The organism is Marinobacter sediminum (assembly GCF_016820575.1).
Taxonomy (GTDB): Bacteria; Pseudomonadota; Gammaproteobacteria; order Pseudomonadales; family Oleiphilaceae; genus Marinobacter; species Marinobacter sediminum.
Window position 1 is genome coordinate 671,320 of sequence record NZ_JAEMQH010000001.1, and the last position, 14,408, is coordinate 685,727.

Below are 14,408 nucleotides of genomic sequence, written 5' to 3' on the forward strand. Positions count from 1 at the left end.
TTATGGAATTCAACGCGTATTCAGGAGAACACAGCATGTCCACCTCAGCTCTGGCCGAACCCCAGCCCACGGCCCCGGCCAACACCGAATCCCTTCAGGTTATTAAACGCAACGGCACCCTCGTTGGCTTCAATCCGTCCAAGATCAGTGTTGCGGTAACCAAAGCGTTCCTCGCCGTGGAGGGCGACAAGGCCGCCGGTTCCGCCCGTATCAACGACGCCGTGCACCGGGTTACCGAACAGGTGGTGCACGCCATTGGCCGGCGCCTGAAAGCCGGTGGCAAGGTCCATATCGAAGACATCCAGGACCAGGTGGAACTGGCGCTGATGCGCGCCGAAGAGCAGCGGGTGGCCCGGGCTTATGTTCTGTACCGGGAAGAACACGCCCGCGAACGCGCCCTTCATGCGCCGGTAGAAGCCCATCCACACCTGACCGTGAAGAAAGCGAGTGGCGAGACCGCACCCCTGGACCTGGGCCTGATGAAACTGCAGGTGGAGCAGGCGGCCGCTGGTCTGGAAGGCATCGATGGCGACACGTTGGTAGAGGATGCCCTGTCCAACCTGTACGACGGCATTGCCGAGGCAGACGTGCTCTCGGCCCTGGTGATGACCGCCCGCAGCCGAATTGAACGGGAGCCAGACTACAGCGCCGTCACCGCTCGCTTGTTGCTGGAGCAACTGCGGCTGCAAACCGTTTCGGCGCTGGATTTATCCACAGAAGTGCCGTTGGCGGAGATTTATCCACAGGCTCTGAGTGCTTTCATTCACGCCGGTATCCGCTACGAACTGCTGGACGAAGCCCTGGCCGCCTTTGACCTGGAACGCCTGGGCGCGGCCCTGAAGCCGGAGCGCGACCGCCAGTTCGGCTTCCTCGGCTTGCAGACCCTGTACGACCGCTACTTCCTGCACTGGAACAAGGCCCGCCTGGAACTGCCTCAGGTGTTCTTCATGCGCGTGGCCATGGGCCTGGCCCTGCGCGAGGACGACCCCAACACCCGCGCCATCGAATTCTATGAGCTGCTGTCCAGCTTCGATTACATGGCCTCCACGCCAACCCTGTTCAACAGCGGTACCCGCCATTCCCAGTTGTCGTCCTGCTACCTGACCACCGTGGGCGACGACCTGGAAGACATCTACGGCGCCATCCGCGACAACGCCATGCTCTCGAAATGGGCCGGCGGTCTGGGCAACGATTGGACCCCGGTCCGCTCATTGGGCGCGCACATCAAGGGTACCAATGGCCAGAGCCAGGGTGTGGTGCCGTTTCTGAAAGTGGTGAACGACACCGCGGTGGCAGTGAACCAGGGCGGCAAGCGCAAGGGCGCGGTGTGCGCCTATCTGGAAAGCTGGCACCTGGATATCGAAGAGTTCCTGGAACTGCGCAAGAACACCGGTGACGAGCGCCGCCGCACCCACGACATGAACACCGCGAACTGGGTGCCGGACCTGCTGATCGAACGCATGCGCGAAGACCGGGACTGGACCCTGTTCTCACCCAGCGACGTGCCCGATCTGCACGACCTGTACGGCAACGAGTTCCGCAGCCGCTACGAGCACTATGAGGCGCTGGCGGAGCAGGGCAAGATCGCCCTGTTCAAGAAGATCCCCGCCAAGCAGCTGTGGCGCAAGATGCTGACCGTGCTGTTCGAGACCGGCCACCCCTGGATCACCTTCAAAGACCCGTGCAACCTGCGCTCGCCCCAGCAACATCGGGGCGTGGTGCACAGCTCCAACCTGTGCACCGAAATCACCCTGAACACCAATGCCGACGAGATCGCGGTGTGCAACCTGGGTTCGGTGAACCTGGCCGCTCACATCGCCAATGGCGAGCTGGACGTTCAGCGCCTGGAGCGCACCGTTAACACCGCCGTACGCATGCTCGACAATGTTATCGACATCAACTTCTATGCTGTGCCTCAGGCCCGCAATTCCAACCTCCAGCACCGCCCGGTCGGCCTGGGCCTGATGGGCTTCCAGGACGCCCTGTACCAGCTCGGCCTGCCGTACGCCAGCGCCGAGGCGGTGGAGTTCGCGGACCTGGCTATGGAACAGCTCAGCTATTTCGCCATTCGCGCCTCCGCCACCCTGGCCGGCGAGCGCGGTGCCTACGACAGCTACGACGGCTCCCTGTGGCACCAGGGCATTCTGCCCATCGATTCCATCAGCTTGCTGAAAGAGGCACGACGGGAAGGGGACTTCTCGGTGAACACCGAGGCTCGCCTGGACTGGGCCCCGATTCGCGAGCTGATTGCACAGCACGGCATGCGCAACAGCAACGTGATGGCGATCGCGCCCACGGCCACCATCTCCAACATCGTGGGCGTGTCGCAGTCCATCGAGCCGGCGTACCAGAACCTGTTCGTGAAATCGAACCTGTCCGGCGAGTTCACCGTGGTGAATCCCGCGCTGGTGCGGGACCTGAAGGCCGAAGGCCTGTGGGACAACGTGATGGTCAACGACCTGAAATACTTCGACGGCTCGGTGCAGCAGATTGACCGTATTCCTACCGAACTCAAGGCCCGCTACGCCACCGCCTTCGAGATCGACGCCCGCTGGTTGGTGGAAGCCGCCGCCCGCCGGCAGAAATGGCTGGACCAGGCCCAGAGCCTGAACCTGTACATGGCCGAGCCCAGCGGCAAGAAGCTGGATGCCCTGTATCAGCTGGCCTGGGAACGGGGCCTGAAAACCACCTATTACCTGCGTTCGCTCGGGGCTACCGGGGCAGAAAAGACCGCATCAGCCGCCGCACCGGCGCCAGAGATGGCGCCCCAGCCTCAGGTATGCAGCATCGACGACCCAGACTGCGAAGCCTGTCAGTAACCACTTACTTATTTTTCAGGAGGCAACATCATGCTCGACTGGGACGACGAACCCAAAACCCAGGCCACAGCCAGCGCCGGTGACCGCACCGGCCCGGCGCCGGTGAACGTGGACGACAAGCGCGTGATCAACGGCGACACCGACGTTAACCAGTTGGCGCCGTTCAAGTACCCCTGGGCCTGGGAGTACTTCATGAACGCCAACAAGAACCACTGGACGCCGCTGGACGTGAACATGGCGCAAGACGTTCACGACTACCACCACCGGCTGACCGCCCCGGAGAAGCACGTGTACGAGAACGTGCTGGCCTACCTCACCACCTCCGACATCCTGGCCATGCGCAACATCGGCCTGGCGGTGATGGAGAAGATGAGCGCGCCGGAGCTGCAAATCTACCAGGCCCGGCAGGTGTATGAGGAGGCCATGCACACCTGGGCCTATCAGCACTGCATCGAAACCCTGAACCTGGATCAGAGCGAGATCTACAACCGCTACCGGGTGGTGCCGGCGATCAACGGCAAGATCCAGATTGCCAACCGCCGGCTGGACGCCGCCATGCGCCCGGACATGAACTTGCGTAACCGCGACGACCTGCAGGAATTCATCATGTCCTACCTGTTCTTTGCGGCGGTGTTCGAGGGCACCTGGTTCTACAACGGCTTCAGCCCGATCTTCGCCCTCCAGCGCCGCGGCCTGATGCGCGGCACCGGCGAGCAGCTGCAGTACATCTTGCGGGACGAGGCCATGCACTTCTCCTTCGGCCTGAAGGTGGTGAACCAGATCGTGGAGGAGGAGAACATCACCTTCGACCCGAAAGCCGTACGCGAGATGTGGGACGAATCGGAGGCCGCCGAAAGCGCCTACGCCAAGTACATCCTGCGCGACCCCATCCTCGGCTACTCCGCGGAGTACCACAGCGAGCAGTTCCGCTTCGTGGCCAACCGTCGCGCCCGCACAGTCGGCCTGGACGAGCCCTTCCCGGGCGCGAGGAATGTCTCGCCCTGGCTGGACGAGCAGGCCACCATGCGCAAGGAGAAGAACTTCTTCGAGACCCGGGTGATTGAGTATCAGACTGGGGCTCAGTTGGAGTGGTAAATGCCGAAGGCCCGGAGTTCAGCGACAAATGACGCAAAACTCCGGGCCTGAATCATTAACCTACTGAAATTATGCGAATTTTTTACTGATTTATTAGGAATAGACGTCACGCCTATCTTGGAAATAAGCGGCAAGTGACGCTTATTTCCACTTCCCCGCATTGTGAGCTATGCTGCAATGCATTGATTTTTATATATTTAAGATAGGAAGAGATGAAAACCTGCTGGGGAATAGGCGCGGCGGGGATATACGTCATTTGTCGTTGAATTAGCTGTTAAAACGAGAAGGAAGAGGTATCAGTGAACGAGCCGAACAATTTTGTTAGGACTCTCATCGTACTCTTTGCTGTTGCACTAGCAGCAATGGTATTCGTTAGCTTTTCGTTCTCTGAGCCCCCGTATGAGATCTCAGGCGGCATTCTAACTGTTCTTTTTTTGATCGCTATTCTGGTGCTGTCAGAGTCTTTTAATAACTTGAGTCTTGGGAAGGTGCTGAGCCTTAGCCGGGAAGTCGAGAAGAAGCAGTCCGAGAACACCAGAGTAAAAGAAGAGAATAAAGAGTTAAGGCATGAACTCTTTAAAATTGTTTCAAATGTTCAACAGTCTCAAGTTAACAATACCTACAATGCCCCATCCGATGAGTGGCTTAAGCTGCTGGGCGTGGTTAAGGCGAAAGACTCTGAGCCCGACGAGGATCAAAAGGAGCAAGAGGAAAATCAGCAAGTTGTTAATTATGTTGCTGAGCAAGCCCGCAGGAGGGAGCAGAATCAGGCTAGGCACAAGCGCTGGAAAGTTTCGGAGGATCTGGCGATTGAAAAGTATGCAGAAAGTCTGTCAGTCCCAGATTCAGAAGTAATTAAAGGAGCTGTTTTCTCACAAGCTTTTGATGAGATTGATCCGATCATGAGCCGAAGGATAAATTTTGACGGCTATATCAAAGGCGCCAACCTTGAAAGGTTCATCGAAGTTCGCCCTAAATCTTCATTTTCTCCGATGTTCCAGGAGAGATTATATGTAATGCTCAACAAAATATTCCTTTACAGGAAAGCCAAAGGAATTTCTGCAGAGCTTATATTGCTGATCGTTGAGTTTGAGGGCGATGAAGAGGATCAGCATCAGACTTGGAGGCTGGAGAAATTTTACGAGTATTTTCAACCGGCTATATCAAACCGGCTCTTGAAGGTTGAGCATTTAAAATTGACAGAGGAAGAGGTGGTCGAGGCTGAGAGTCGTGGCCAACAGAGGCTGTTTTAACAAGGCCAGTCACGGCGACGTCTACTACATTGCGGCTTCGCCTTCATTTCGTAGACGCGCGTGCTGAGCGGCGTTATAAGCCAAGGCTCCGGTAATTTTTTGGTGGTTGGGTGCACGGGCCTTGGCGGAAAATTAGGTGATAATTTCTGGTTTCGCGTCATGGCCAAGGCCAGCAAACTCGCCGTCCAATCTGGAAGCCAGTATTGGCTTCTTTCGGGTTATCGGCAGCGTGCCCAGGTTGTGGGGCTGTTCGCCGAAAGTTTGGAGTAAGCGGGGTAGGTTGGTGGTGTGTATCGGTGCCGGACCGCGAGCAGGTGCGGGGCTTCTTTGGAGTACGCATGGAAGTTGTGGAGTTGATCGGAGACCACCGGGTGACCGGCTTCTAACCAATGCATTAAATACGTTCCGGGCCGATGGCCCTCCACCGGACGGCTTTTAGCCGCCGTTTATGCAGGCGTTAAAAGGAGAAACATGCGCTCATGAGAGATTTCGGCGATGAACAGGTGAAAGGAATGGATCGCTTCATTCCCACCCGCCGGAGCGCTGTGTTGCTGGTGGCTTTGATCACCGCGCCTCCGTCCCTTTTCGCATTCTTAGTGCAAAAACATGACTTTGTTTTGGGCGATCTTACGGAGGCCTCCCGGCTTCCAACTATAGCTGCTGTCACGCTGGGCCTTGCCTTAGTTATCGCCGTTACACTTTGCGTTGAGTTGGCAGTTGCGCTGAATCATTCGAAACACCGGAAAATTAAGCATGTCAGCAACGAGCACTCGCAAATGTCGTTTAAGTGGCTTGTCAGCAACGCTTCCACTCGACATTACCTGTTTATCGCTGCGGTATTCACGCTGGGGGCGGCTCTTGGTCACTACTTTTAACAATTCGCGTCAGTACGCGGCCTTTGGCCGCCGGACGTCCCTGACGGGCCGCCGCTGCGCTTCGCGTTAGTGATCGGGGTTTTACAGGAGCTCTGGATGAGCCGCTATGTTCTGTCAAAAAAAGCAACCCAAAAGGCTTCGAACTCACTGAAGCCTCTTTTTTCATTTGTTTTTATAGTGTTGATGCTGCTTTTGATGTTTATCAGGTCTGGCTCAGAAGATTGGGGTGAATATTCAAACTGGCAGACAATGGTTGTAGATGGAAAAAGAAGGACGCCGCAAGGTTCTTTCTATATTGATAGTGATGGCACTGATTACCCTATCGCTCTTCCCAATTCGAATGCGAGAACGTTTTGGTACCAAGTGGATTATTTTGATGAAGTTCAGGTACGTTTAACAGAGGGCAGAAGAATAGCCGCGCTCAGGTTCAGAGAAGAAGAAATATATGGTATCGATGAGTTTGAGGAAGCTGCGGAGCGGACGTATTCAGCCCTGACCGACAAGATGATTCAGATTTCGATTATTTACTCAATAATAATGATTTTTTTGATAGTTAAAGAGCGCAGGTAGGTGTTTTTAGCGTTTAAGCTGCCGGAGCAATCGGTGCCATGGGTAAGGCCTACTTACAGCCTACCACTAACCAGTGCAGGCACAGCGACGCCTACTTCATTGCGCCTTCGGCTCCATTCCGCAGGCGCGCATGCTGCAAGCGTTATGCACTACAGATCAAGGTTTTAATAAATGCCAACAATAACAAAGTGTCTATATAAGTCTCATGTGATAGATGTCGAACGAGCACTAGGGATCAAGAAAGATTCACTAGAGTCTGGGAGTTCGGATGCTGATTTCACTTGTATTGAGTGTGGGGCTCCAGTTAGGCCTCACCGTGACGGAGGCCATGCCTCTGCTCATTTTGAGCATTTGGCAAGAAACCCTGAATGCTCGCTAAGTCATCGAGGGAAGGGAGCAGACGAACAAGCTGCGCTAGAGCCTGTTGAATCCATTAATGAAGCACAAGTCAACGCTCAAGCCTTTTCTGGGGTTGGAAAGGCAGCAAAAACAGTAGCAAGCGAAAATTTCAATCGCTTTTTCCACTGGTATTATTTCCCGGAGTTGGATCTATTCGCGCCGAGTAAATTTATTGGATACAAGAACACCAATCTTGATAATTACCAAGGAAACGGAACGGGAACTGAGACTCAAAGGGTCCTTGGTCAATGGTTTTCCAAAGTTGAAGCAGGCACAGAGAGGCATAAAGAGCTGTTTCGCAAGCTAACTGACTTCGCTGAAAGCATCGGTAAAACTATAAGTAAGAAAACGTTTGAAGGAACAGGAGGAATTTACATCCTTTCTGGTAAATATGCGGACCAGGACTTTCCTGATGAAATTGCGAAAAGTTCCTTTAAAGAGGGTGCCACTAAGCAAGTGAGGGTCAATGCTTACGAGCGAAGCAATCAAGCACGTGCGGAATGTATTGAATATTATGGGGCAAAGTGTTGCGTCTGTGATTTTGAATTCCAGTCCCTCTATGGCAAGGATTTAGGCGCTGGTTTCATACATGTACATCATTTGGTCGACATTTCGCAAATTGGCAAGGAGTACGAGGTAGACCCAATCGCTGACCTCAGACCTGTTTGCCCCAATTGCCATGCGATGCTCCATAAAAGAAAACCGGCCATGCACCCTGAGGAACTCCGTAAAATTGTTAAAGAAGGTGCATAACCAATGGCGTCAGTCGGACTGGTTTGTTCCACTCCGTTCCACAAACCAGCCGCTGCGCCCAGCGTTACAAGGCCAACTGAAAGGGAGTTCAAGTGGTTACCTGCTACCTAAAGTACGTCATAGATCCCTATAAAGCCGCCGAGTTCGAGCGCTATTCCAAGATGTGGATACCTCTGGTCCAGAGGTTCGGCGGTCAGCACCATGGGTATTTCTTGCCTTCTGAGGGCGCCAACAATATCGCCGTCGCACTATTCACGTTTGAGTCTCTGGCCGCTTATGAAAAGTACCGTGAGGCCTCGTTCAAAGACTCGGATTGCCAGGCCGCCTTCAAATACGCTGAAGAAACTCGTTGTGTACTAAGCTGTGAACGCAGTTTTATGAGGCCAGTATTTGAGTGAGCTTGTAACAAGTGCATTAAGTCTGTTCCGGCCCGATGGGCCTCCACCGGACGCCCTGGTCGGGCGCCGCTTATGCAAGCGTTAAGTGTGATTTGCCATGAAAGTAGTCGATCATGAAGATCAGATGTGGTTTCTTTTTGAGTACCAAGGAGCCTTGTTTTTAGATGCCAGCTGTAATCATAGCTTTCTAGGCTACACCTATATGATTGAGCTAAATGAGCAGGAGTTGACTGCCTACGAAAGCGGTGGTCATCGGTACCTTTCGGAGCTCGCGCACGATATTCATTACTCGGCTCCAATAGTCAAAGGCAGCAACTCGATTTATAAGGGTCGTGACGTTACTAAGCAGTACTCGGAGCTTGTGAGTGCAGCTGTTCAGCAATGGCGAGAGCAGCGAAGTGGCCATTAAACACTTAACAAACTGTTGTAGTTCGTTCCGGGCCTGCGGCCCTACACCGGACGCCCATTTCGCTGCGCTGCATGGCCGCCGCTAAACAAGGGCGTTAATGGCCAAGGCTTCAGAAGGATTTAGGCAGTAGAGCAGGGAGTTGCTCGCGAATTATCACTCCAGTTCAACTCTTCTCCCCGCAAAACACTGCAAAATCCGCGAGTTTCGTGTTCTGGTTCCTCGCGCCATGGGCTAGGTTGGGTGCAAGCTTCACCGCAAAGGGCATTTGAGTTCGGGTGCCAGGGATAAACCGCCGGGTAACCGGCCACTAACAAGTCGCAGCAGTACGCGGGCCGATGGCCGCCGGACGCCCCGGTCGGGGCGCCGCTGTGCTTAGCGTTATGTGTAAGGAGTTCTAATGGACGGCCCTTGGTCGGAAGGCCCCAAAGAATTGCTCCAACACGCGGTTGATCATTTGTCGCTGGATGGCGACTTTGACCGGCGGATTGCAATGATCAGTATCGACAATGCCGTAGAGCTCATGATCAAAACTTATCTCGGACTTCCGAAGCGAAAAATTAAAGGCGACCGCCCATCAAGGAAGGAGCTCGAAGATTCGAGCAATTCTTTTCCTGGTTTGCTCGATCTCATTGAGAAATATGCGGAGGAAAAGCTTACCGGCGTGAGTTTGGACGAGATCGAGTGGTATCACAGAATTCGAAACCAGTTATATCACTCGGGGAACGGAATCACTGTCGAAGCCGCCCGGGTGCAAACGTACCTCTCTCTTGCAAAGACGCTGTTTCAAAATCTTTTTGAATCCGAGATCGAACTGTCTGCTGAGAGCCAAATACAGCAGAAGCTGGGCATTTTCCTTGGCAAGTGGGGTATGTTTGAAAAGGAGCTCATGGAGAAAGCGCATGAGATGGATCTCCCTGATCGAAGAGCTCCGGCACTGTTCTTTTACAAGGGCGACCGAGCCGCTAAGGAGCTTTGGCAGGCCACCCGTGCTTTTAGAAATACCGCAGTACACAAGCTTGAAACATTGAAGGCAGGGGATTTCAATCAACCGATCAAGGACATTGATACCTTGATGAGCTATGCCCGAAGTTACACATAACCAGGCCATTAAGTTTGTTCCCGGCCTAGCGGCCGTCCACCGGACGGCTTTCAGCCGCCGCTTATGGCAGCGTTATGAGTACTTGTAAGCAGAGTAAGTGATTACAAAAGGAGAATAGTTAATGCATGATTATGCGATATTTGGCCATGATCGCGCTGGTATAGGTCGTTGGCTCGGATTGATAGCCATACTTGTTGCAGGCGGTGTGGCTCAACTTGCCAGCCTGTTGTCTAGCATGACTGGATGGGAAGCTTTTACGAAAGGTTCAGTTACTGTCGGCGTAGTATATTTTGGATTGCATTGGCTCTTTAATAAATGGATTTGGAAAGTTCAGTTTTTCAATATTCCTGACTTGAACGGCGTGTGGAAAGTTGATGGCCGCACTCTGGATGAGGAAGGAAACAATAAATACGAGTGGCCAGCTGAGTTAGATATAGAACAAAACTGGAAGCAAATTTCTATAAATATAAAAACTAGTAAGAGCCAGAGTGAAAGTTACACTGCAACTCTTTTCAAAAGAAGCGGAGTTCGTGGTGGTTGGGTTTTGAGTTATAGCTACAAGAATGAGCCTAATCTAGATCAGTCGCATGAATTAAGCTCCCACAAAGGCTTTTGCGAAATTGAATTTGATAATGCCCTAAAGTCTGCGGAAGGTACATATTTTAATAGTGGCGGAAGAAAAACCTACGGTTTGATGAGTCTTGAGAGAGGACAATAATGATCAATTTCGATGCGAGGCTTAAAAGGCTTAAAGACAGACGCCAAGGTACAAGAGAGTTAGTTCTTTTAGAGAAAGGTTTTCATTCTTGGGATACAGGAGACTACCGGATTAGAGAGTCCTATGAGGAGCTTTCGGAGAGTCCTGGAGTTCGTTATGCCATTGGGTCAATGTCCGCTGTAAACCCTGAATCCACAAAAGTTTCCATCAATGAAGGAAATCGCGTTTCAGATACATTGATAAGCATGTTAAAAACAGAAGGAATTGGCGCTACCAAAAGAATTCAGGGATCGGTAGCGCTAGACATTCATATTGAAGGTCATTCTGATGTGGATATGCTTATAATTTGTGAAGACACTATTCTGGTGCAAACACCAAAACTTGATGGGTCTACTTGCTACGCTGCAGACAACCGTCCCATGGTTGAGATAATTGCAGAGCTGAGGAATAAATCAGAGCAGAAATTAACAACCAGATATTATGAGGCAGATGTTGATTGTACAAACAGCAAATCAATTTCCCTTGTGGGTGGAAGTTTAAAGCGTAAAGTGGATGTAGTGCCAAGTTGTTGGTATCACACGCATGACTATCAAAGGAGCCGCCAAGAACGAGATATTGGCATAAAGATATATCACAAGAAAGAGCATCGTTTATTAGGAAACTTTCCATTCAAACACATTGCCAGGGTGAACGATAAAGATACTCAGTACTCGGGCAATCTAAAAAAAGTAATTAGGTTGCTGAAAAACTTGGTGGCTGACATGCCCGATTATAAAAAAGGGAAAGCAAAGAAGCTGACGAGCTATGATCTAGCGGGGATTGCTTATCATATGGACCAGAGACTGAATGTTCCTAGCTATATGTCACTGGCACTTGTAGAGCAAACAAGAGACTTTCTTAGTTTACTAAATGCTTCTGAAACCTACCGGAATACTCTTACGGTTCCAGACGACACAAGAAAGATTTTTGATGATGAATCAAAAACAGAAGCTCTAGAAATTATAACTAAGGAGGTTGAGGATTTGGCTTATTCGATTTTCAGAGAGTTACGTCCTCTATCACAGGTCTACGATGGAAGTGTAATTAAATCTAAGGTCATATAATGTGTCAGGCCACTCATAACAATTCAAAGCACTCGGACGTCGCTACGCTCCGCTGATCTTGCACCACTTTAGTGGACGGTCATTTACCGGACACTGGACTTACCCCGGTCTACTAGACACTCCTAGCCTATGATTAGAGCATAGGAGGAACTGTCATGTGGGCATTTCCAGCATGTGAGGCACAATCCGCCCTGGCAGAATCGACCTTGGGTGGAGAAGTTAGAAACACGGAATGAAATGCTCGGACATCTTCTTGACTGCAAGAAGTGCGAAGAAGGCGCTCCGCCAGATGAGAAAGTTTAAATTAGGCTGTAGCGGGTCATGTCCGCCTAACAAAGGTCGGCAGAGGGAATCGTGGGGGCTTAAAAAATCGGCTCGCCGGTCGCTTTAACCGCATAGAACAGGCAGTCACTCTTCGCAATCACTGGGTTGGTGGTAATCATAAAGGCCTTGATGGCTTGTGCGGGGTAGATCTGGCCATCCTTCACTCGCAGAATCTGCTCCATGGTTTCGGCCCGGTTGTGGCCGATCGCGGTGAGTATGCTGAGACCTTTTTTCCCCACCCAACCCAGGGGTTCATCCGGGGACACAGTTCCGAAATTCCGCCGTTCGATGTCGGGAGGAAAGGTGAGGTCGGCCTGGCCGGTGGGCGCCAGGCGGTATTCGATGGTCGCGTCCGGCGCCAGTTCCACCCGAATCGGATTGCGCAGTACGTTAACGTCCCACTCCGCTTTCTCCAGTGACAACACATCGGCTTTTGAGGTGTACCGCACGAGTCCCTCGTAGGCCAGTTGGTGCGCCTGTTCTTCCTGGGAGCCGCCACACTCGATGGTTACCGTGGGTACCTCCTGTTCTGAATACTCCATCAACGCACCCAGGCGAAGGTCCGTCATCACGAGCCTATTGGTGAACAGGGAGGCCAGCGCCTGGTGAGCGGCGTCGCTGGTGATGGTGACGGCGAAGGCCGGGCCGGTGCCTGAGGTGTTGTGCACGTCCAGCAGACATTCCGGTTTTACTCTCTGAAGCTCGGCCAGCAGGGCCTGGGCAATAGCCCCTTCCTCGCCCTTGAAGGGTTGCCGGAAGCACCGGTTGAGGTCGAGCCCGTGCGGTAGCTGGCGGTGTGACAGCGCGGGAGGGATTTTCGCAGGATAGACGCCGCCGAGGAGAAACAGCATGTTCACCTCCGGCGTGTGTTGCTCCAACAGCCATCGGTGCAGGGCAAACAGGCCGGAAGGTTCATTACCGTGCAGTAGCGTGGCCATGGCCCGGGTCCGCGAGCGATCGCGACCGGCCACATGAACCACCGTGGGCTTGCGCAGTCGGTCCAGCCACTCAAGGGCTGAGCGCCCCAGGGTTTGGGGTGACGGGTCATGCAGGTAATCCAAAACGTCCGATGTGCTCACGGCGACAGTGCCCATTCATGAACCGGTGTATTGGTTTTCTGGTTGGCCATGTACAGCGCCAGCATGCTCCGGAACGCCTCATCGGGGCTCAGAGACTGGAGCAGATGCTCCGTGATGTGGCGTTGCCAGCGGGCACCGGTCATGGCGGTTTCAATGCGGCCTTCGATGATGTCCAGCAGGCGGTGGATTTCGGCTTCGTCCACTTCGGTTTGTTTCAGGGCTTCACGGGCACGGGGCAGCAGCTCGCGAGCTACGGTCAAGAGCGGCATATCTCGCAGCTGAACCTGGTCCTTGTGCGGCCAGATGATGTCGGCGCCGATGCCGTATTTGGCGGCGCGGTAGAAATTGTGCTCGGTGTAATGGAAGGGGAGGATCGCGGTCAGATGGGGGATGTCGTCCAGCACCGCCAGGGCCGCGCCGATCACGAACAGCCCGTTGGCACACATATCCACAGCCGTTGGGCCGGCTGGCATGGATCGGATTTCGATGCGTAGGTGACCAGCGCCGGCGGGATCATAGATGGCCCGGTTCCAGGGCCAGGTGGTGCCCTGGTGCAGGCGCATCTCGGCCAGTTGCGGCACCTCGCCCCGATCAAGCACCGCCATTGGGTCTTCCTCCGACATCATGGGCAGGATGGGCGGATACAGCGAGGCGGAGGCCGCAAACAGCTCCCAGGCGCTGCGTGCCCAGCCGTTGCCGAAATAGACCCTGGGCGGGTGGCGCCAGGTTCTGCGATTGGGTGATCGGCTGTCGATGCATTGCTTGAACAGGGCAATGCGGGTTTCGTCCCAGAGGTGGTGGCCAAACAGGCTAGGGGAATTGCTCGCCAGGGCCAGGACAATGGGCGTCACCAGTTGCACGGCATTGAAATAATCGGCGAACCGGTGCGCAGGCACCCGCCAGTGCAGCTGGAATGAAGTATTGGCGCCTTCCATGGTGACGTCGTCGGCCTCCAGATCGATGACATCGTTGCCGCCGATATGAATGCTGAAAGGTTCGCCCCGTTGCTTGATCAGCGCATCCGATAGGGCGTGATAGCGGGGTTCGTCGGTCATCGCCTCGGGGCCGGTATCAGACTGGCGCAGGGTAGGCAGAATGCCGATCGGTACCAGTTCTCCATCCAGTGGTGCGGCGTGTTGGTTGATTCGTTGGATGGCATCGAGCAGCTCCTGCTCGGTTCGGGCAAACGGAGTTCCCTTGAAGGCCTGGGGGCTGAGGTTGTATTCGAGATTGAACTGGTTGAGCTCTACCGTCAGTTGAGGGTCCTGAACGCGGGCGGCGATGTCGGTGTTGATAGGGTGAACGCACAGGTCCGAGTTTACGATGTAGAACTCGACCTCAGCGCCAATGGAACTCTCGCCCTCACCGAAACCAGGCCGCTCAAGAAGGCGCGAGAATGCGGTCAGGTCCATGCGGACCTTGGCGGCAAATTGCTCAAACTCTTCCGGTGTGAATTCGGATTTTGTGACCGACAGTCCCACTGTTAGCGTCGTCTCTAGGGCTCACCTACTTTG

Annotated in this window: 14 protein-coding genes; 12 read left to right on the top strand and 2 right to left on the bottom strand. The window is 53.7% G+C overall.

Annotation, left to right across the window (positions count from 1 at the left end):
• The first annotated feature begins 35 nt into the window (after nt 1-35).
• The 12 genes from FGO67_RS02960 (at nt 36) to FGO67_RS03015 (ending at nt 11,794) form a co-directional block, all read left to right on the top strand.
• Entirely contained in the window at nt 36-2,819 is a 2,784-nt protein-coding gene (locus FGO67_RS02960; protein ID WP_203299225.1) for a ribonucleoside-diphosphate reductase subunit alpha, read from the top strand.
• A 30-nt stretch (nt 2,820-2,849) separates the two neighbouring features.
• Nucleotides 2,850-3,914, top strand: coding sequence for a ribonucleotide-diphosphate reductase subunit beta (locus FGO67_RS02965; RefSeq protein WP_203299226.1), 1,065 nt, complete (start codon nt 2,850-2,852; stop codon nt 3,912-3,914).
• 299 nt (nt 3,915-4,213) lie between these two features.
• Nucleotides 4,214-5,167 carry a hypothetical protein gene (locus FGO67_RS02970; protein WP_203299227.1) on the top strand — a complete coding sequence of 318 codons (954 nt, stop codon included), beginning with the start codon at nt 4,214-4,216 and terminating at the stop codon, nt 5,165-5,167.
• A 479-nt stretch (nt 5,168-5,646) separates the two neighbouring features.
• On the top strand, nt 5,647-6,042 hold the full coding sequence (locus FGO67_RS02975; protein ID WP_203299228.1) for a hypothetical protein: 396 nt from the start codon (nt 5,647-5,649) through the stop codon (nt 6,040-6,042).
• A 96-nt stretch (nt 6,043-6,138) separates the two neighbouring features.
• Nucleotides 6,139-6,612 carry a hypothetical protein gene (locus FGO67_RS02980; RefSeq protein WP_203299229.1) on the top strand — a complete coding sequence of 158 codons (474 nt, stop codon included), beginning with the start codon at nt 6,139-6,141 and terminating at the stop codon, nt 6,610-6,612.
• Between the two features lie 171 nt (nt 6,613-6,783).
• A complete protein-coding gene (locus FGO67_RS02985) occupies nt 6,784-7,764 on the top strand; it encodes an HNH endonuclease (RefSeq protein WP_238942148.1) in 981 nt (326 codons plus the stop codon).
• Between the two features lie 92 nt (nt 7,765-7,856).
• On the top strand, nt 7,857-8,162 hold the full coding sequence (locus FGO67_RS02990) for an NIPSNAP family protein (RefSeq protein ID WP_203299230.1): 306 nt from the start codon (nt 7,857-7,859) through the stop codon (nt 8,160-8,162).
• 97 nt (nt 8,163-8,259) lie between these two features.
• Complete coding sequence (locus FGO67_RS02995; protein WP_203299231.1) at nt 8,260-8,571, top strand: hypothetical protein; 312 nt, start codon at nt 8,260-8,262, stop codon at nt 8,569-8,571.
• 397 nt (nt 8,572-8,968) lie between these two features.
• Nucleotides 8,969-9,670 carry a hypothetical protein gene (locus tag FGO67_RS03000; RefSeq protein ID WP_203299232.1) on the top strand — a complete coding sequence of 234 codons (702 nt, stop codon included), beginning with the start codon at nt 8,969-8,971 and terminating at the stop codon, nt 9,668-9,670.
• Between the two features lie 121 nt (nt 9,671-9,791).
• Nucleotides 9,792-10,388, top strand: a complete 597-nt coding sequence (locus FGO67_RS03005; RefSeq protein WP_203299233.1) for a Cap15 family cyclic dinucleotide receptor domain-containing protein — start codon at nt 9,792-9,794, stop codon at nt 10,386-10,388.
• On the top strand, nt 10,388-11,491 hold the full coding sequence (locus FGO67_RS03010) for a nucleotidyltransferase-like protein (protein WP_203299234.1): 1,104 nt from the start codon (nt 10,388-10,390) through the stop codon (nt 11,489-11,491). Before FGO67_RS03005 ends, FGO67_RS03010 begins: the two co-directional genes overlap by 1 nt.
• Before the next feature lie 150 nt (nt 11,492-11,641).
• Nucleotides 11,642-11,794, top strand: coding sequence for a DUF3565 domain-containing protein (locus tag FGO67_RS03015; RefSeq protein ID WP_203299945.1), 153 nt, complete (start codon nt 11,642-11,644; stop codon nt 11,792-11,794).
• 59 nt (nt 11,795-11,853) lie between these two features.
• Here the strand turns inward: FGO67_RS03015 and FGO67_RS03020 are convergent, their stop codons facing one another.
• Together FGO67_RS03020 and FGO67_RS03025 are read right to left on the bottom strand one after the other, a co-directional pair.
• Nucleotides 11,854-12,894 carry a M14 family metallopeptidase gene (locus FGO67_RS03020; protein ID WP_338039527.1) on the bottom strand — a complete coding sequence of 347 codons (1,041 nt, stop codon included), beginning with the start codon at nt 12,892-12,894 and terminating at the stop codon, nt 11,854-11,856.
• Complete coding sequence (locus FGO67_RS03025) at nt 12,891-14,375, bottom strand: glutamate-cysteine ligase family protein (protein ID WP_203299236.1); 1,485 nt, start codon at nt 14,373-14,375, stop codon at nt 12,891-12,893. Before FGO67_RS03025 ends, FGO67_RS03020 begins: the two co-directional genes overlap by 4 nt.
• Nucleotides 14,376-14,408: the final 33 nt, after the last annotated feature.

Bases quoted from the DNA above. Each gene is read 5' to 3' on its own strand.
- FGO67_RS02960 (WP_203299225.1), top strand. From the start codon at position 36: ATGTCCACCTCAGCTCTGGCCGAACCCCAGCCCACGGCCCCGGCCAAC.
- FGO67_RS02965 (WP_203299226.1), top strand. From the start codon at position 2,850: ATGCTCGACTGGGACGACGAACCCAAAACCCAGGCCACAGCCAGCGCC.
- FGO67_RS02975 (WP_203299228.1), top strand. From the start codon at position 5,647: ATGAGAGATTTCGGCGATGAACAGGTGAAAGGAATGGATCGCTTCATT.
- FGO67_RS02980 (WP_203299229.1), top strand. From the start codon at position 6,139: ATGAGCCGCTATGTTCTGTCAAAAAAAGCAACCCAAAAGGCTTCGAAC.
- FGO67_RS02985 (WP_238942148.1), top strand. From the start codon at position 6,784: ATGCCAACAATAACAAAGTGTCTATATAAGTCTCATGTGATAGATGTC.
- FGO67_RS02995 (WP_203299231.1), top strand. From the start codon at position 8,260: ATGAAAGTAGTCGATCATGAAGATCAGATGTGGTTTCTTTTTGAGTAC.
- FGO67_RS03000 (WP_203299232.1), top strand. From the start codon at position 8,969: ATGGACGGCCCTTGGTCGGAAGGCCCCAAAGAATTGCTCCAACACGCG.
- FGO67_RS03005 (WP_203299233.1), top strand. From the start codon at position 9,792: ATGCATGATTATGCGATATTTGGCCATGATCGCGCTGGTATAGGTCGT.
- FGO67_RS03010 (WP_203299234.1), top strand. From the start codon at position 10,388: ATGATCAATTTCGATGCGAGGCTTAAAAGGCTTAAAGACAGACGCCAA.